General features: G+C 62.5%; 15 protein-coding genes. 4 read left to right on the forward strand and 11 right to left on the reverse strand.

Annotated features, from left to right (window positions below; genetic code table 11):
• Positions 1–52: 52 nt before the first annotated feature.
• From KJP28_RS12620 to KJP28_RS12665, 10 genes are all read right to left on the reverse strand, one after another.
• Positions 53–1,057, reverse strand: coding sequence for an ABC transporter substrate-binding protein (locus KJP28_RS12620; RefSeq protein ID WP_218392961.1), 1,005 nt, complete (start codon positions 1,055–1,057; stop codon positions 53–55).
• Positions 1,058–1,212: 155 nt separating this feature from the next.
• Complete coding sequence (locus KJP28_RS12625; RefSeq protein ID WP_218392962.1) at positions 1,213–3,840, reverse strand: molybdopterin-dependent oxidoreductase; 2,628 nt, start codon at positions 3,838–3,840, stop codon at positions 1,213–1,215.
• Positions 3,840–4,172, reverse strand: coding sequence for a nitrite reductase small subunit NirD (gene nirD, locus KJP28_RS12630; protein WP_218392963.1), 333 nt, complete (start codon positions 4,170–4,172; stop codon positions 3,840–3,842). The genes KJP28_RS12625 and nirD overlap by 1 nt, the downstream gene beginning before the upstream one ends.
• A gap of 112 nt (positions 4,173–4,284) precedes the next feature.
• Positions 4,285–6,711 carry a nitrite reductase large subunit NirB gene (nirB, locus tag KJP28_RS12635; protein ID WP_218392964.1) on the reverse strand — a complete coding sequence of 809 codons (2,427 nt, stop codon included), beginning with the start codon at positions 6,709–6,711 and terminating at the stop codon, positions 4,285–4,287.
• Positions 6,712–6,731: 20 nt separating this feature from the next.
• Positions 6,732–7,676, reverse strand: a complete 945-nt coding sequence (locus KJP28_RS12640) for a GAF domain-containing protein (protein ID WP_255552378.1) — start codon at positions 7,674–7,676, stop codon at positions 6,732–6,734.
• Between the two features lie 82 nt (positions 7,677–7,758).
• Entirely contained in the window at positions 7,759–9,456 is a 1,698-nt protein-coding gene (locus KJP28_RS12645) for an ABC transporter ATP-binding protein (RefSeq protein WP_218392965.1), read from the reverse strand.
• 5 nt (positions 9,457–9,461) lie between these two features.
• On the reverse strand, positions 9,462–10,547 hold the full coding sequence (locus KJP28_RS12650; RefSeq protein ID WP_218392966.1) for an ABC transporter permease: 1,086 nt from the start codon (positions 10,545–10,547) through the stop codon (positions 9,462–9,464).
• A gap of 109 nt (positions 10,548–10,656) precedes the next feature.
• A complete protein-coding gene (locus KJP28_RS12655) occupies positions 10,657–12,024 on the reverse strand; it encodes a CmpA/NrtA family ABC transporter substrate-binding protein (RefSeq protein WP_218392967.1) in 1,368 nt (455 codons plus the stop codon).
• A gap of 244 nt (positions 12,025–12,268) precedes the next feature.
• Positions 12,269–13,471 (reverse strand): CmpA/NrtA family ABC transporter substrate-binding protein, encoded by a 1,203-nt coding sequence (locus tag KJP28_RS12660; protein WP_218392968.1) that lies wholly within the window; start codon positions 13,469–13,471, stop codon positions 12,269–12,271.
• Positions 13,468–14,052, reverse strand: a complete 585-nt coding sequence (locus KJP28_RS12665; protein WP_218392969.1) for an ANTAR domain-containing response regulator — start codon at positions 14,050–14,052, stop codon at positions 13,468–13,470. The genes KJP28_RS12660 and KJP28_RS12665 overlap by 4 nt, the downstream gene beginning before the upstream one ends.
• 39 nt (positions 14,053–14,091) lie before the next feature.
• Between KJP28_RS12665 and KJP28_RS12670 the strand changes: the two genes are divergently transcribed.
• The 4 genes from KJP28_RS12670 to KJP28_RS12685 all read left to right on the forward strand — a co-directional run bounded on the left by KJP28_RS12670 (position 14,092) and on the right by KJP28_RS12685 (position 17,890).
• On the forward strand, positions 14,092–14,256 hold the full coding sequence (locus KJP28_RS12670; RefSeq protein WP_218392970.1) for a hypothetical protein: 165 nt from the start codon (positions 14,092–14,094) through the stop codon (positions 14,254–14,256).
• A 21-nt stretch (positions 14,257–14,277) separates the two neighbouring features.
• Positions 14,278–15,240 carry a helix-turn-helix domain-containing protein gene (locus tag KJP28_RS12675; protein ID WP_218392971.1) on the forward strand — a complete coding sequence of 321 codons (963 nt, stop codon included), beginning with the start codon at positions 14,278–14,280 and terminating at the stop codon, positions 15,238–15,240.
• Between the two features lie 136 nt (positions 15,241–15,376).
• Entirely contained in the window at positions 15,377–16,900 is a 1,524-nt protein-coding gene (gene adh / locus KJP28_RS12680) for an aldehyde dehydrogenase (protein ID WP_218392972.1), read from the forward strand.
• A 153-nt stretch (positions 16,901–17,053) separates the two neighbouring features.
• Positions 17,054–17,890, forward strand: a complete 837-nt coding sequence (locus KJP28_RS12685) for a DUF305 domain-containing protein (protein ID WP_218392973.1) — start codon at positions 17,054–17,056, stop codon at positions 17,888–17,890.
• On the opposite strand, the gene KJP28_RS12690 is transcribed toward KJP28_RS12685, so the two are convergent.
• Complete coding sequence (locus KJP28_RS12690; protein WP_218392974.1) at positions 17,887–18,540, reverse strand: NAD(P)-dependent oxidoreductase; 654 nt, start codon at positions 18,538–18,540, stop codon at positions 17,887–17,889. The two genes, KJP28_RS12685 and KJP28_RS12690, sit on opposite strands and share 4 nt — an antisense overlap.
• Positions 18,541–18,554: the final 14 nt, after the last annotated feature.

The raw sequence follows: 18,554 nt of genomic DNA on the forward strand, positions 1-18,554 counted from the left end.
CCTGCCCCGGATAGAGACCGGGCGCGGGATGACCCCGCGCCCGATTTTTTGATTATTTCAGCGCGAAGCCTGCTTCGGGCAGGTAGTCTTCGGTGAAGTAGAGCGATGCGTCAGGTTCGCCCTCGAACTCGTAAGTCAACTTGATCTGCTCGATCGCGCTGGCGAACTGTTCCTCGTCGATCACGCCGAAGCCATTGGCCATGACCGCGTCGGTCATCACGTTGGCGTCGATGGCGAGTTGGAGGCGGCGCTGTTCCAGCTCGGCATCGGCCGCAGGATTGCGCTCGATCAGGCTGGCGATGGCAGACTCGGGGTCCGCGATGGCGTCTTTCCAGCCCATGGCGACGGCCTCGAGGAAACCTTCGATCACGTCCGGGTTCTCGGCGGCGTAATCGGTGTTCACGATGATCGCGTTGCCGTAGAGGTCCACGCCGTAGTCCGACATCAACAGGGTCACGAGGTCGTCTTCGGGCACGCCAAGGCGGGCGGCGTTGAGGAACGAGGTGAAGGAAAAGCCAGTGATCGCGTCGACCGCGCCATCCGCCAGCATCGGCTCACGGGTCGGGAAGCCTACCGGCTCGACGGTGATGGCCTCCATGTCGAGGTCGTTCTCGGCCGCGAAGATCGGGAATTGCGCCCAGGCACCATCGGGCGGCGGTGCGCCGAGGATCTTGCCCTCGAGGCTCTTCGGTCCTTCGATCCCCTGCGAAGCGCGGCCAATCACGGCAAACGGCGGCTTGTCGTAGATCATCATCACGCCAGTCACCGGCGCGCCGGGGTTCTGGTCGAGGAACTTGATGACCGAGTTGATGTCGGCAAAACCGACGGGAAAAGCGCCGGTCGCGATTTTCGGAATCGCGTCGAGCGACCCGGACCCGGCGGAGATTTCGACGGAAAGCTCTTTCTCGGCGAAGTAGCCCTTGTCGATCGCGACGAAATACGGGGCCGCCGGGCCTTCGAATTTCCAGTCGAGCGCGAAAGGCACTTCGGTCTGTGCCAAGGCGGCGGTGCTGAAGAGCGAAGCGGCGGCAGCCGTCAGAATGGTGCGTTGAAACACTTAAGGGTCTCCCTCATTGAATTAGACAGGCAAGATTTCGTCTGTCGCCCAGACGACGTCCAGTTCTGGGCACATAGAATCAAACAACTGGTAAACCTGGTTAAGTATTGTGCAGATCGCGCCAATGCTTGCCAGTTTTTTGCGCACGGATCGCGCTATTCGGCAGCCTGCATGGGACGCGATTTTTCGAGCAGAAACGCGAGTTCGGCGCGGCAAGAGCCGCAATTCGTGCCGGCCTGCAGATGTGCACCGATCGCATCGACACTGGTCAAAGCCTGTTCTTCGATGGCCTGCACGATGGTATTCATGCCAACTCCGAAGCAGGAACAAATCGTGGGGCCCGGGTCGGGGCGATCTGCAGGAGCGCGTCCCGACAACACCGCGGGCGCTTCGGTTCCGGGCAAGGTGGCAATGTAATCGCGCGTCACCGCGGTCGGGCTGCGCGACACGAACAGGGCGGCGACGAGACGGCCCTCGGCGTGAAATGCGAACCGATGATTGCCGCGCTTCGGGTCGTCGACGATCTGAACCGCGGCATCCGTCGCGAAAAGGTCCCGCGCGAATTCTTCCCAATCATCCGGCTCTGCCTTGCCCGCCAATTCGGAACGGTAGCCTGCGTCGGTACGTGTGCGGGTCCAGTAGGGCGCGGTCGGGTGCAAATCGCCCGAACACACAGCGAACCCATACCACCGCGCACGATATTCCGAGATGCTGACGGTGGACGCCTTGCTCTCCGGCTGGCCGGACACCGGGTCGCAAGCCCCCGCGACCAGCGCGTCAATCCGGGCAGAGGGGGCCGTTTCGCCGGTCCAGTGCATCGGGGCGAAGACCTCACCGGGGCGAACGGCGTCGGTGATCCGCGCACGCAGGATCGCGCTGCCGAGATCGTTCTCGACCCGGACCAGCGCAGCGGGTGACAGGCGAAGACGGGCGGCATCCTTGGGGTGAATTTCAAGGAAAGGCTCTGGCAAATGGGCGGACAGGCGCGACGATTTCGCGGTGCGCGTCATGGTGTGCCACTGGTCGCGCAAGCGCCCGGTATTCAACACGAAGGGTCGCGCATCGCAGGGAGACGCGGCGGGGGCGCGGTGGTTGACGGCGAGCATCCGCGCTTTGCCATCCGGCGTGAAAAACCGCCCGTCACCGAAGAACCGGCCGCCCACCCGCGTCGCCGTGACCGGCCAGCGAACAGGCGCGAGCGTATCGTATTCCTCGTCGGACAGATTTTGGAGCCCGGAGATGTCGAAGTCGCGACCGAACCTCGCGGCGAACCCCGAAAGGGCCGCGTATTCGCGGAAGATTTCGGCGGGGCTCTGGTAATCGAATGCGGATTGCCAGCCCATGCGCCGCCCGACCTCGGCAAGGATCGCCCAATCGGGGCGCGCGTCGCCGGGCGCGGGGAGCACGGCACGTTGACGGCTGATCGTGCGGTCGGAATTGGTCACTGTGCCGGATTTTTCGGCCCACGCCGTCGCGGGCAGGAGAACATTCGCAAGCCGCGCGGTATCCGTTCGTTCGGTCACATCCGACACCACGACGAAATCGCAACCGTCGATAGCGTCGCGCACCCGGTCGGCCTCGGGCATCGACACCGCGGGGTTGGTGTGGATGATCCAGAGCGCCTTGATCCGGCCCTCGCCGACCGCGCGGAACATGTCGACGGCCTTGAGGCCGGCTGAAGTCGGAACGGCAGGCGCCGACCAGAAACCCTGCACGGTCTGGCGATGTTCGGCATTTTCGATGTCGAGGTGGCAGGCGAGCATGTTGGCCAGCCCGCCGACTTCGCGCCCGCCCATTGCATTGGGCTGTCCTGTGACGGAAAACGGCCCCGTCCCCGGCTGGCCGATCCGCCCGGTGGCAAGGTGGCAGTTCAGGATCGCGTTGACCTTGTCACTCCCCGATGTGGATTGGTTCACGCCCTGGGAGAAAATCGTCACGACTTTTTCAGTGCCGCACCAGAGATCAAAAAACGCCGAGAGGTCGGTGTCGGACAGGCCCGTGACGGACAGGTCTTCGGACCGCGCAGTGGCGAGTGCTTCGTCCAGCCCTGTGACGTTTCCGGCAAAGTCGGCGTCGATCAGGCCGCGCTGCGCGATCTCGGACAGCAGCCCGTTGAACAACGCCACGTCCGAACCGGGTGCAAGCGCGAGATGCAGATCGGCCCCGTCGCAGGAGGCCGTTCGGCGCGGGTCGATGACGACGATCCTGGTTCCCCGGTTCTTCCTGGCCGCAAGGATGCGCTGGTAGAGCACTGGATGGCACCATGCGAGGTTCGATCCGGTCAGCACGATCAGGTCGGCTTGCTCCAGGTCGTCATACGTGCCCGGCACAGTATCGGTCCCGAAGGCGCGTTTGTGTCCGGCAACGGTCGAGGCCATGCAAAGCCGCGAGTTCGTGTCGATGTTTGCCGTGCCGAAAAAGCCCTTGGCGAGCTTGTTGGCGACGTAATAATCCTCGGTCAGGAGCTGGCCAGACACATAGAGCGCCACGCTGTCCGGGCCATACTCGGCGATGGTCGCGGCAAAGCGGGACGCGACGGTCCCAAGCGCGCTGTCCCAGTCGGCCGTTTCACCGTCGATTTTGGGTGAAAGCAGGCGGTCGTCCAGCCCGAGGGTCTGACCCAGTTGAGACCCTTTCGAACAGAGCTTGCCTCGGTTGGCGGGGTGATCCGGGTCGCCGCGTACGTCTAGCCCGCCCTGCCCGTCCGGGCGCAGGAGCACGCCGCAACCCACGCCACAATATGGGCAAGTCGAACGGGTCGTGGGGAGGCCCGCCCCGTCCATCAGGCGGCGTCTTTCGCGGCGAGGGCCGAAGCGTCCAGCAGGAGCCTGCCATCCTCGATGCGGATCGGATAGGTCGCGATGCGGCCTTCGTCGGCACCCTGCGCTTCTCCGGTTTCCAGGCTGAACACCCAGTTGTGCAGGGGGCAGGTCACCTTGTTTCCGTGAACGATCCCCTCCGAGAGCGGCCCGCCCTTGTGCGGGCAGGAATTCGAGGCGGCGAACACTTCGTCACCCGATGTGCGAAAGACGGCGACGCAGCCTACGGGCGTCTTGACCAGCCGTGCGCCCCGTTCGGGAATGTCGTCGATGGTTCCGATGTCGATCCAGTTCATCATGAGACCTCCGTTTCGATAGGTTGGTTGCCCGCCCCGACTTCGGGCAGGGGCCACTTGGCCAGCGCGCCAAGCAGGCCCGCATCATGACCGGATCGGGAGCGGCAGCTCTTCATTCGGCGGCCTCCAAAGTCAGGTCGGCAAGCGGCGTATAGCGTTCGGATTTTGCGACTTCCGCCGCCCAGGGATCGGTGCGATAGACGGATTGCGACAGTTCGAACCGCGCGTTCAGGGCGCGGCGCGTGTCGGCATCCGAGAGATGTTCGACGATCCAGTTCAACCCGACCTTGGCGACCCATTTGTAGGGCCGATCCAGATATTTCGCGCCTTCGCGATAGAGCTGGATGAAAGCCACGGTCCATTCCAGCACCTCGTCCTCGGTTTTGACCGTGGCGAGAGGTTCGGTCTCCTTGACTTCCATCCCGGCGGCACCCGCGACCGAAATCTGATAGCCGCTGTCGACACATACGATGCCCACATCCTTGCACGTCGCCTCGGCACAATTTCGCGGGCAGCCAGAGACACCGAGTTTGACCTTGTGCGGTGTCCAGGACCCCCAGAGCAGCTTCTCGAGCTTGATTCCAAGCCCCGTGCTGTCCTGCGTGCCGAACCGGCACCAATCCGATCCCACGCAGGTCTTGACCGTTCGCAGACCCTTTGAATACGCATGGCCCGAGACCATTCCGGCCTCGTTCAGGTCGCGCCAGATATGCGGCAGGTCCTCTTTCGTGATACCGAGCAGGTCGATGCGCTGGCCACCCGTGACCTTGACGGCCGCGCCGTATTTCTCGGCCGCATCCGCGATCGCACGCAATTCGGCCGCATCGGTCATCCCGCCCCACATCCGGGGCATGACAGAGTAAGTCCCGTCCTTCTGGATATTGGCGTGGTTTCGTTCGTTGACGAACCGCGATTGCGGGTCGTCCTGATACTCGATCGGCCAATCGGCCAGCAGGTAATAATTCACAGCAGGTCGGCAAACGTGGCAACCGTTCAGCGTCTTCCAGCCCAGTTCCTGCCAGACCGCTTCTTGCGATTTCAGCTCCTGCGACTTGATGAGCCGCCGGACGTCCTCGTGGGTGAGGTCGCAGCAGCCGCAGATCGGCTGCGCGGTGGGCATCTGGAACCCGTCACCCAAGGTAACTGCGAGCACCTGTTCGACGAGCCCCGTGCAAGTGCCGCAAGACGCGCTTGCCTTGGTCGTCGCGCGCAAGGCGCCGAGGTCGGTCGCGCCGCCGTCAATCGCCGCCACGATATCGCCTTTGCATACGCCGTTGCAGCCGCAGATCTCCGCCTCAGGCGGCAACGCTGCAACGGCTGACAGAGGGTCCGCAGTGTCGCCCCCCAGAAAACCCGGCCCGAAAATCAGCGTCTCGCGGATGTCCGAGATATCCTCGCCATCCTTGATCAGCCCGAAGAACCAGTTTCCGTCCGCCGTGTCACCGTACATCACAGCGCCCACGAGCGTGTCGTTCTCGATCACGAGACGTTTGTAAACGCCGCGCGCCGGATCACGGAAAACGATGTCTTCACGCCCTTCGCCTTCGGCGAAATCCCCGGCGGAGAACAGGTCGCAGCCCGTGACCTTGAGCTTGGTCGACAGTTCACGCATGGCAAATGTGGCCTCACCGCCGGTCAGCGTCGCAGCCAAGACCTTGGCCTGATCGTAGAGCGGCGCAACGAGTCCAAAGAGATTGCCCTCGAATTCGACGCATTCCCCGAGCGCAAAGACGCTCGGGTCGCTGGTGCGCATCTGCGCATCCACTTCGATTGCGCGCCCACAAGCGAGGCCGCATTCCTGCGCCAGCGACACCGCGGGGCGGATACCCACCGCCATGACGACGATGTCGCAGGGAAGTTCGGTGCCGTCGGCAAGGTTCACCTGTTCGGCCCTGCCGTTCCCGACGATCTCTTTCGACTGCGCTTCCAGGATCACGTTGATCCCGCGGCGTTCAAGGTCCTTCTTGAGCAGATACCCTGCAGCAGGATCCAGTTGCCGCTCCATGAGGTGCGTGGCGATGTGCAGGACGGTCACGTCCATTCCACGCAGACGCAACGCCGCAGCCGCTTCCAATCCCAAAAGCCCGCCACCGATTACAACGGCACGACTGCCCGGCTTTCCGGCGGCCTCGATCATTGCGCCGGTGTCTTCCAGGTCGCGGAATGTGACGACGCCGGGCAGATCATGCCCTGGCATCGGGATGATGAACGCGTTGGAGCCGGTCGCGAAGATCAGTTGATCGTAAGGCACTTCGCCTTTCTCGCCGACCACCACTTTGCGTGCGCGATCCACTTCCACGACCTTTTCGCCGAAGCGGCACGTGACACCGTTTGCTTCATACCAATCGGCGTCGTGAGTGACGATTTCCTCGTATGTTTTCTCGCCGGACAGAACCGGCGACAGCATGATGCGGTTGTAATTGCCGCGCGGTTCGGCATTGAACAGCGTGATGTCGAATGCCCCCGGCGCAGCTTCGAGCAGGTGCTCGATTGCGCGGCCCGAAGCCATGCCGGCACCTATGATGACGAGTTTCTGCATGATGCTCTCCCTGCTTCCCGTCAGACGTACCAGGCGACGATGTGCGCAATGTCGCCGTCGCCATAGATCGGAAGGGCGACCATCGTGTCGTACCCTTCGGTGAATTTGGGGGTGCCGGAGACGATGACCGGAAGGCCGGTTGCCAGCACTTTGCCAATGTTGCCCTGGTTCCGCGCGGCGGTGCGGGGCGCGGAAATGTTTTCGTCGGTCCAGAGCGGTCCATTGCGTTCGCAGACCCCATCGACCAGCACCGCACCGCCAGCTTTGCCGACCTTCTGCCGTCGCGCGTCCCAGATCTCGAAACGCCGTGCAATCGGGGTGCCGCGTGCGGACAGAAGTGTCAGGACGAAGGTCGCGCCATCTGGAACAGGAACCGGCAGGCCAAGCCCGGTGGTGAGCCCCGCCTTGCCCGCGCTGTCGGCGCGGATAAAGCGATAGCCGGCGCCGAGGTCACGGAACAGCATGGGCGTGTCGGAGGACCAGACCCCGCCGGGAAGCCCCTGCCCTATGGGAAAATGCGTATGCCGGCTGACCCATTCAAAATGCTTGGCGGCGCCATAGTAGCCGTCTTTCAGCATCAAGAGCTTGTCGGTCTCTTCCCAGACTTCGATCGCGCCGACATGTTCGTCGTCGTCGCCGCACAATACGACAAGCACCGCCATGAGCGTCTTGCCGTCGAAGACCGGGATCGCGACGGCGGCTGTCAGGCCGGCCTCGGTGGCAACCTCGGTGCGTTTGAAATACGAACCGTCGAATTCCTTGAGCACCACGGGGCTTCCTTCAGCCCAGGCTTTGCCCGGCAGTCCCTCACCCAGCGCGAAGCTTTCGCGGACAGAGGCCGCTTCGAATGCGCCAAGGTCGCCATAGCTGCCACCCCCGTGGATGAGCGTATCCCCGTCCGGCACCCAGATTTCAGAAACCTGGATGAAGGTTCGGGTTTTCTCTTCGATCGCGACATCCATCATGCCGCCTCCTTTCCAATACTCGGGCTCTGAGCCCTGACGACCGCCTTCGATGACCCTGAGAACCACACTCATCTCAGGGCCTTCAGGCGGCCTTTTGCGAACCGGGCTTTGCGGGTGCTTTCGCCGTTTCCGACTTGCCCTGTTTTCCGTGCTCGTATTCCTCGAGGAAATTCAGCACCTGCTCGCGGTAAAGGTAGTAATCGGGGTGTTCGAGAAGCGCCTTGCGGGTGCGTGGGCGGGGCAGATCGACGTTGGTGATCTGGCCGATCGTGGCCTGCGGCCCGTTCGTCATCATCACCACGCGGTCAGCGAGAAGGATCGCTTCGTCGACGTCGTGCGTCACGCAGATCGCGGTGACCTTCGTACGGTCCCAGACCTCCATCAGCACCTCCTGGAGTTCCCATCTGGTCAGGCTGTCGAGCATCCCGAAGGGTTCGTCGAGCAAGAGCAGTTTCGGGGACAGGGCAAAGGCGCGGGCGATGCCGACACGTTGGCGCATTCCGTTGGACATATCCGATGCGGATTTGTCCATCGCGTCGCCAAGTCCGACACGCTCAAGGTAATAATCGACCACGTCCTGGCGCTCGGCCCGCGATGCTTTCGGATAGACCTTGTCCACCCCGATCGCCACGTTCTCGCGCGCCGACAGCCAGGGGAACAGGTTCGGCGACTGGAACACGACGGCGCGCTCGGGGTCGGCTTCGACCACCTCTTTACCATCAAGAATGATCCCGCCCTTGGAGATCGCGTTCAAGCCGGCGGTCATTGTCAAAACAGTAGACTTGCCGCAGCCCGAGTGACCAATCAGCGAGATGAACTCGCCCTTCTTCACGTTGAGGTCGAAATCCTCGACCACGGTGAGCGGACCTTTGGGGGTCGGATAAATTTTGTGTATCCTGGAGAACTCCAGATATTTGTCCTCGAGCCGCGACGCGGCTGCCTCTGCTACTGCGGTCGGCAGGTTGTGTATCGCGGTGACGTTCGGAAGCTGGCGGGAGCCTTCGGTCTTTGCTTCGATTCCGACATCCATCAAATATTTCGTCACCTCGGCGCGCAGTTTCTTGAACGTGTCGTCATGGTTCATTTCGCCCCGGTTGCGGGGGCGTTCGAGATCCACCTTGAACTCGCGGCCCAGCGTTCCGTCCGGGTTCAGCGCGATGATGCGATCAGCCAGCAAAATGGCTTCGTCCACATCGTTGGTGATCAGCACGCAGGTTTTCTTGTCGGCCTGCCAGATCGCCTCGATCTCGTCGCCCAAGTTGGCGCGGGTCAGCGCGTCGAGCGCCGAAAGCGGTTCATCGAGCAAGAGCACTTCGGGGTTCATGGCGAGGGCACGGGCCACGTTCACGCGCTGGCGCATGCCGCCCGACAACTCCGCAGGGCGGCGGCCGACGGCATGGGACAGACCGACCATCTTGATGTAATGGGCGACCTTTTCCTCTTTCTCGGCCTTCGGCATCTTCGGAAAGACCGCTTCGAGCGCCAGCATGACATTGCCATGAACCGTGAGCCACGGCATGAGCGAGTAGTTCTGGAAGATCACGCCACGCTCGGGTCCGGGGCCCTCGATCCTTTCGCCTTTGAAGGTCACTGCTCCCGAGGTCGGAAATTCCAGCCCCGCCATGAGGTTGATGAGGGTGGTCTTGCCGGTGCCCGAAAACCCGAGGAGCACGAGGAACTCTCCTTCCTCGACCGCCAGATCGACGTTCTGGAGAACCGGGGTTTCTTCGGTGCCTTGCCCGAAAGACTTTGAGACGTTCTTGAATTCGATCACGGACATGGGGCTCACCGATTGTTCGAGAAGGTAAAGAGCGACTGGAGCGCGAACATCACGCGGTCGAGCAGGAAGCCGATGATCCCGATGGTGAACACGGCGACCATGATCCGGGCGAGCGACTGGGATGAGCCGTTCTGGAATTCGTCCCAGACAAACTTCCCAAGACCCGGGTTCTGGGCCAGCATCTCGGCCGCGATGAGGACCATCCAACCGACGCCCAGCGACAGGCGCAGGCCAGTGAAGATCAGCGGGAGAGCGGACGGCAGCACGAGCTTGGTGATCTTTGTCCAGGTGTTCATCTTGAGCACCTTGGAGACCGAGACGAGATCCTTGTCGATCGAAGCCACACCCAGCGAGGTGTTGATCAAAGTCGGCCAGAGTGAACAGAGCGTCACGGTGATGGCCGAAATGATGAAGCTTTTGGGAAAGAGACCCGAGGTGCCTTCGGCGGCGACGGCCGATACGATCATCGTGACAATCGGGAGCCACGCCAACGGCGACACGGGCTTGAAGATCTGGACGAGCGGGTTAACGGCGGCGTTGGCCGTGCGCGAAAGGCCCGCGAGGATACCGATCGGAATGGCGATGAGCGACCCGATCAGGAACCCGAAGAAAACGGTCTGGATCGAGGTCCAGATCTGGTCGTAGTAACTAGGCGCACCGGTGAAGGGGATGTCCTTTACCTTATCAGTCTCGCCCGCGTCGATGTAACGCTGGTTGCGCGCGTCCACGCGTTCACGGTGTGTCTGCTCCTTCACCGCCTTCTCACGCGAGTCTTCGTGCAGCGAAACGACCTCCTGCCAGACCTGCACGGGTCCGGGGATCGCGCCAAGAGAGGTCTGAACTTTTGGCGCAAGCACGCCCCAAGCCACGAGGAAAACTGCGATAGCGACGAGCGGAACACCGAGAAGCTGCCAGATCTCCTTACCCTGCGCTCGAGGGTTGTCACCCGCCAATGCCTTCAGGATCGGGGTGATCCAGGCAAGGCCGAGAACCTTGAAATAATTGTCCGCCTTGTTGATGCGGGTGAACATGCGGGCCCGACGCGCTTCCCGCGCTTCATCGGCTGCGAAATTGGGATCGACGGTGGTCATGGTCTCGTCCTCGAAGGAAGTGTTTGGTCAGGAGGGGAGCCGCCCGTCCAAGCCATTGTCTCGTCTTCACGTGGACGCGGCAGTGGAGGGGATGAGCGGCTCCTGTTCGTTAGCCCTGGATCTCGTTGCCCACGACCTGCTGCGCACCCTTGAGGCCGATCGGCAGGCTTTCGAGATAGGCGTTGGGCTGCGAGCCGTCGAAACCGATGCCGTCGATCACGTCTTCGGCCGGGGTCGGGTCTTTGTAGCCATCCTCTTCGGCAGCCGGGAACATGTCGGGAGTCGCGTGGCCTTCCTCGATCAGAAGCTGGGCGGCTTCCATGTAGATTTCGGGCTTGTAGACCGACTTGGCGACTTCGTCGTACCAGCTGTCCGGCTTGGCTTCGGCGATCTGACCCCAGCGGCGCATCTGGGTCAGATACCAGACGGCGTCGGAGTAATAGGGGTAGGTCGCGTTGTAGCGGAAGAACACGTTGAAGTCGGGCACTTCACGCTTGTCGCCTTTTTCGTATTCGAACGTGCCGGTCATCGAGTTGGCGATGACTTCGTAATCGGCGCCCACGTATTCGGGGCGCGACAGGATTTCCACGGCTTCCGGGCGGTTGGCGTTGTCGTTCTCGTCCAGCCACATGGCCGCGCGGATCAGCGCCTTGGTCACCGCGAGCGTGGTGTTCGGATACTCCTCGGCGAACTCGGCGGTGATGCCGAAAACCTTCTCCGGGTTATTCTTCCACAGCTCGTAGTCGGTGATAACCGGCACGCCGATTCCTTTGAACACAGCCTGCTGGTTCCACGGCTCACCCACGCAGTAACCCGAGATCGTGCCAGCCTCGAGCGTCGCGGGCATCTGCGGCGGGGGCGTGACGGAGAGGAAGGCCTCTGCGTTGATCTGGCCGGTGACATCTTCGGGCGAATAATAGCCAGGGTTGATCCCACCTGCGGCGAGCCAGTAGCGCAGCTCGTAATTGTGGGTCGAGACCGGGAACACCATGCCCATGTTGAAGGGCTTGCCCTGGGCGTTGAACTCTTCAATCACGGGCTTGAGATGTTCGGCCGAGATCGGGTGCGCGACCTTGTCGCCGTCCATCGGGAGGTTCGGCTTCATCATGTCCCACACCTCGTTCGACACGGTGATGCCGTTGCCGTTCAGGTCCATTGAAAAGGGCGTGATGATGTGCGCTTCGGTGCCGTACCCGATTGTCGCCGCCAGCGGTTGTCCGGCGAGCATGTGCGCGCCGTCGAGCGTGCCCGAAATGACGCCATCCAGGAGGACTTTCCAGTTGGCCTGTGCCTCGAGTGTAACGAAGAGGCCTTCGTCATCGAAAAAGCCCTGTTCATAGGCGACCGCGAGGGGCGCCATATCGGTCAGCTTGATGAAGCCGAATGTCAGCTCGTCTTTTTCCAGGTCCAGCATCTCGGCCATGGCCGGTGCAGTCAGCGCCGTGGTTGTTGCGAGTGCAGCGATAAAGTTCTTCATGATCAGTCCCTTATGATCGGTGAGAGCGTGAAGCCCATAAACGAGAAAACCGCCCGATTCGGATTCGCGGGGAGGAGGTCGCGAATACAAATCGAGCGGCTTTGCCCTGTTGGTCCCAGACACTGGGAGAAATTCGTAGGCAGGCATCGTTGCCCGCCTGACATCATGAGTGACGGCTTGGATCGGGATAATCAATTTCGCAGATGTAAGAGCGGCAGAGTTTTTGCTGCGGTGCAGAGAGCGCTCACTTTTTAAGCGCGTTTTCCCCGCGAACTGCCTCATCCGGGTCAAAAGTTCGACCGTCGAAGAAGGAATCGGGGCCAAGGAACAGTTTGCCCGTCCCGCTGGCGACCGGCGTTTCGACCCTTGTCGCGCCCTCGATCTTGGAGGAGGCACCGGGCAGGTCCGCGCCGCTCGCGTCGAGAGCCGCCCGGAACAGATCGGGGCGGAACACGGTTTCGGCGGACCGCATCGCAGCGACTCTGTCCAGCCCGGTTCGTGCGGCCAGTTGACCGGCGATCCACATTGCCTGCGACCGCCAGGGGAAATTGGCGGCCGCGTCGCTGAATCCGACAAAACCCTCGACATTGCGGGTCTCGCCCGACGAATTGATTATGAGATGGCCTGACAGGGCGCGGTCGATCACCTCGGGCGCGAGATCCAGGTATTCGGGACGGCCCAGAAGCTCGGCCGCGAGGAGCCGATTGTCACCCCTCTCCAACCAGCGACCCGCCTGCCATGTCGCCCGTATCAGCCGGGCCGACAGGTTGCGCTCGGATGCCACCCAATCCGCGCGGACCGCGAGAGCTTTTTCCGGTGCGAAAGCCCAGATCCTGCTTGTTGGCAGCAGCAGCGCACCCACGCCGTTTTCGACCGCGATCGACCCCCAGGGTTCACCCACGCAAAACGCGTCGATCTCGCCTGCCTCGATCGCATCGGCCATGAGACGCGGCGGCACGGTTCGGATGTCCACGCCCTGCGGTGCAGGCAGGCCCAGCGCCGACAGCCAGTAGTATAGCAGTTCGGCGTGCATCGAGAACGGGAACGGCACCCCGATACGCAAGCCGCCGCCCGCGCATGCGATCAAGGCACGGCCAGCGGCTTCGGCATCATCGAATGCGAAATCGTGCCCGTGATCGCGCAGGCGCGATTCCAGTTCGCGGCTGACGCCGACGACATTGCCATTCACCGACAGGATGGACAGAACGGCAAGATCGGTACCGGCACCACCAAGTCCCATTGCCGTCGCGACCGGCACGGGCGACAGCATATGCGCGGCATCGACCCGCCCGAACACCAGCATGTCGCGCAGAGACGACCAGGACGGCGCGCGCACCAGATCAAGCGCCAGCCCCTCTTCCGCCGCGAACCCCATCTCCTGCGCCACGATGAGCGGCGCGGCATCGACCAACGGTATGAACCCGACCGAGAGCACAGTCCCCTTCATGACAACAGCCCCGCTGAGTTGACCAGAGCCTGGGCCACGTCCGCGACCCGCTTGTTCTGATCCATCGCGGCTTTGCGCAGGAGCGCATAGGCTTCGTCCTCGCCCAGCCCCTTGGCCTTCATGATAAGGCCTTTGGCCCGGTCGATGACCTTTCGTTCTTCAAGGGCGCGCTTTGTCGTCTCGAGCTCCGCGCGCATCCGGTGGAACATGTTGAACCGGGTCACGGCGGCGTCGAGGATCGGCTTGACCCGGTCCGACTTCAGCCCGTCAACGATATAGGCGGATACCCCGGCTTCGATCGCGGCACGGGTCAGGCCCTCGTCCGAACGCTCCACGAACATGGCGACCGGGCGTTCGAGCGGCCCGGAGGCGATAGCAAGTTCCTCGAGCGTGTCGCGCGACGGATTTTCGATATCAATCAGAACGACATCAGGATTCAGGTCCGCGATCCTGGCCTTCAGTCCGTGTGTATCGTCCACGATAGACACATCGAAATCGCCGGCAGCGCGCAATGACTGCTCGATCAGCACGCCCCGTTCGGCGCTTTTTTCGACGATGACGACGTGGAGGTTTTGCTTCATTGGCCCGAGAGACGCGCGGCGGGGTCGAATGTAAAGAGTTTGCCGCAGGCCATCGATCTACTTTTTGGCGAATGCCTCAAATTTCAGCAGCGCCCGTTCCCCAATGCGACCTTTGGCATGAAATTCGCCATGCGCGACTTCGCCTTCACCACCGGGCGGGCAGGCAACGACCTTGCTATGAAGGCCGATCTGGCCTTAGTCTGATGGCCGGAGGAGCGCAACATCATGACAAGACCGGTCGAGAACGCACATATCGAGAGAGTTCTCGCGACAGCGCAATCCAATTCGGCAGCGGCGCGGTCGCGGCTTGCGGCGAGCTGGCGGCGCTCTGTGGTCAAGCACGGGCTCGATCCGTCCGAAGGTCGCGCGACCAATGTGGTCGACGGAAGCACGCTGTCCGAGCGGCGCGACGCGTTGGACAAATTCATGACCGTCGCGGCGCCACGTCTGGACCGGCTGTTCTCGCTGGTCGGAAATTCGGGCTGTGCGGTGTTCCTGACGGATACCGAGGGCGTGATCCTCGACCAGCGCACGACGGATGCGGACAAGGACACGTTTGCGGATTGGGGCCTAAGGACCGGCGCGGATTGGTCCGAGGCCCGAGAGGGAACGAACGGGATCGGCACATGCCTTGCCGAGAACCGCAGCCTCATCATCCACCGTGAGGAGCATTTTTTCGCCCGCAACACTGCCATGTCCTGCATCGACGCGCCGATCTATGGCCCGGACGGGCGGATCGTGGCCGCGCTCGACGTGTCGTCGGCGCGGGCTGACCAGACCGAGGGCTTCAACCGCCTGATCGCCGCGCAGGTCGCCCAAACCGCGCGCGCCATCGAAGAGGCCAATTTCCGCGCCGCGTTCTCATCTGCGCGGATCGTCGTGGGTGACAGTGACGACACCGACGCCGCCGTGCTGCTTGCTCTTGATGCGGACGACCTCGTCGTCGGTGCCACGCGCGAGGCACGGCGGGTCTTCGAACTGGGCAGCGATGCGATCACGCCGCGGCCCGCGGCAGACATCCTCGGGCGGGAGGATGGCCCCACAGGGTTCGAGAAAGCCGAACGCGCTGCCGTGATTCGGGCGTTGGCCCGCGCGGATGGCAACGTATCGGAGGCCGCCCGCGCGCTAGGAATCGGTCGCGCGACGCTTTATCGGCGCATGAAACGGCTCGGGATCGAAGGTCGCTGAGCCGAACCTGTCTCATGGTTGAGACACTTCCCACTCCCCCACGTGATTGCCCCCGCTGACCAGGGCGGTGCGGCGCGTCATGGTCATGCCAATCCGGGCGGAGGACCCGGAGAGGAATTTTCCGGGAGGATACCCCATGAACGAGATGACCCAACTGGCCGTGGATTACTTCACGTCGCCATTCAAAGCCCGCTACGACAACTTCATCGGCGGCAAGTTCGTTGCGCCGAAGTCGAGCAAGTATTTCACCAACGTGACCCCGATCACCGGCCAGCCGGTCTGCGAAGTGGCGCGCTCGGGCGAGGCCGATGTCGAAGCCGCGCTCGATGCTGCGCACGCCGCAAAGGACGCCTGGGGCAAGACCAGCCCGGCGGAGCGCTCGAACATTCTGCTGAAGATCGCCGACCGGCTGGAAGCCAACCTCGACCTGCTGGCGACCGCCGAAACCTGGGACAACGGTAAGCCGATCCGCGAAACGACGGCCGCCGACATTCCGCTGTCGGTCGATCACTTCCGCTATTTCGCGGGCGTGCTGCGGGGTCAGGAAGGCTCCATGTCCGAGATCGACGCGGATACGGTCGCCTATCATTACCATGAGCCGCTTGGCGTCGTCGGGCAGATCATCCCGTGGAATTTCTCGATCCTGATGGCGGCGTGGAAACTAGCCCCAGCGCTCGCCGCCGGGAACTGCATCGTGCTCAAGCCCGCAGAGCAGACCCCCGCCGCAATCATGGTGCTGGCCGAACTGATCGCTGACCTGCTTCCTGCCGGTGTGCTGAACATCGTCAACGGGTTCGGGGCCGAAGTGGGCGCGCCGCTCGCCCGCTCGCCGCGTATCGCCAAGATCGCCTTTACCGGCTCGACCGAGACCGGGCGCAAGATCATGGAGGCGGCGACCGAGAACCTGATCCCGGTGACGCTGGAACTCGGGGGCAAGTCGCCCAACATCTTCTTTTCCGACGTGATGGCCGAGGACGACGCGTTCCTCGACAAGGCGGTCGAAGGTTTCGTGTTGTTCGCCTTCAACCAGGGCGAGGTCTGCACCTGCCCGTCCCGTGCGCTCATCCAGGAGGACATCTACGACGACTTCATGGCGCGGGCGATCGAGCGTGTGAAAGCCATCAAACACGGCGACCCGCGGCTCATGGAGACGATGGTTGGTGCGCAGGCGAGCGCGGAGCAGCAGGAAAAGATCCTGTCCTACCTCACCATCGGGCGCGAGGAAGGGGCCGAGGTGCTGACCGGAGGTGATGCCGCACGCTTCAATGGCGAGCTTGCGAACGGGTTCTATATCCAGCCCACGATTCTCAAGGGGCACAACAAGATGCGCGTGTTTCAGGAGGAGATTTTCGGCCCTGTTGTGTCAGTGACGACATTCAAGACCGAGGAAGAGGCGCTCGAGATCGCCAACGACACGATGTATGGCCTTGGTGCCGGAGTCTGGTCGCGGGATGCGAACCGTTGTTATCGCTTTGGGCGGTCCATCGAAGCGGGTCGGGTCTGGGTCAACAACTACCACGCCTATCCGGCTCATGCGGCCTTCGGCGGCTACAAGCAATCCGGCATCGGGCGCGAAACCCACAAGATGATGCTGGATCATTACCAACAGACCAAGAACATCCTGATGAGCTACAACCCGAACAAGCTCGGGTTCTTCTAGGACGACGCGAAACCGGGGGCGGTATTCGCCCTCGTCCGGGCCCCCCTCCCAAACAGGCCCAAGCGAACGCCGGGTGGTTGCCATTTGCCGCCCGGCGTTTTTCTTCGGAACACCAGGCTGAGGTGAGTGCGTTATCCCAGAAAGGAGGCGGACATGACCTATGGGAAGTTCGCGGCAATGATCGCGACGTCGACGCTTGTGATGTTCGGGCTGATGTATCTGAACACATACGCCTCGCCGGACATCTTCTTTTCCGAAACCCGTGCCTATATGGCGATCCTTATGGGCGCGACGATGGCTTTCGTCATGATGGCGTTCATGGCGAAGATGTACCCGAGCCGTGGCGTCAACATCGCCATATTCACCGGGTCCATCGTGCTTTTTGCCCTATCGCTCTGGCTCGTCAGGTCACAGGCGACAGTAAGTGGGGTAAGCTACATGCGCGCCATGATCCCGCACCACTCGATCGCGATCATGACATCTACCCGGGCGGATATCGAGGATGCGCGGGCCGCGAAGCTGGCCGAGGATATTTCGGCGGCACAAAACAAGGAAATCTCCGAGATGCGCTACATGATCGCGTCGATCCGCGAGGATGGGCGCGTCGAAAGCGTCTATCGGGACCCGGAGCCCGAAGTCGGCAGCGTGAACGATGCCCTTTCGACCGTTCGACTCGCCGGGCTGGACCCCGCCCCGCTGACCGAAGCCGAGGCCGCCGCCGCGCTGGAGGAAACGCCCACCTGCAACTTCCGGCGTGAGCCGTCCGAAGAGCCGATCCTGTGGGCGACCGAGGACGGTGACAAAGCGGCCATCCGGCTGAACGGGTACTTCATCGCACTTGAAGGTGAGAACGGCAGTTATTCGACCGAGCGGATGCAGATCGACCTCACCGCGCTTGGCGATGAGGCCGATTTCCGTGCGAATAGCGAACTGGTCTGGTCGCTCGAACCGGGGCCGACGGCGGGCTATCGCGGTTTTTCGGACTGCTAGGCTGCCGCGGAGATCGCGGGTGCCTTCTGCACGAGCCCCTCGTCGGTCAGGGCATGGACCATGAACAGCGCAAAGTCCGTGCGGCGGGTCCGATTGGCGGCAAGGCGGGGATCGTGGGCGCGTTCAGCCCAGATCGGGAGCCCTTCGCTTTCGCCTTCTTCGAGATCCGAGCCGCGCACCAGCGTCCATCTGCGACCGGACGAGAAGATCAGCTTCCCGGCGCGATGCTGATCGTTCAGGTCCACGACGCGGAGCGCTCGCACGACCGGCCCGACGACCTTTTCGAAGAAGTGGATTTTCCAGCTGTAGCGATCCTTTCCGTCCACTGAAAGGTGCCAGCCGCTGGAGAAGATCAGCCGTGCATCCTTTGGCGCGTTGTCCATGACCGCTCGCACCGTGCCGGAAGCATAATCTTCGACCCCCCAAGGAGCCAGAACCGTAAGCACGCCGTCCGCATTTTCGACGGCCCGGCGCACCACTTCCGGGTCATTCGTGCGACCGGGAAAGACCGTGATGCGATCCTTGAACCGTGCGAGTTTCCCGACGCTTTCCGGTCGACAAACACCCACAACTTCGTATCCGAGGTCGAGGCAGTGCTGGGTCATATACTGACCCAGCTTGCCGGAAATTCCGATGATTGCGATTTTCATGACGTTCTCCTTTG

Origin of the sequence: Maritimibacter dapengensis (assembly GCF_019218265.1) — a bacterium.
In the GTDB taxonomy this organism is placed as follows: Bacteria; Pseudomonadota; Alphaproteobacteria; order Rhodobacterales; family Rhodobacteraceae; genus Maritimibacter; species Maritimibacter dapengensis.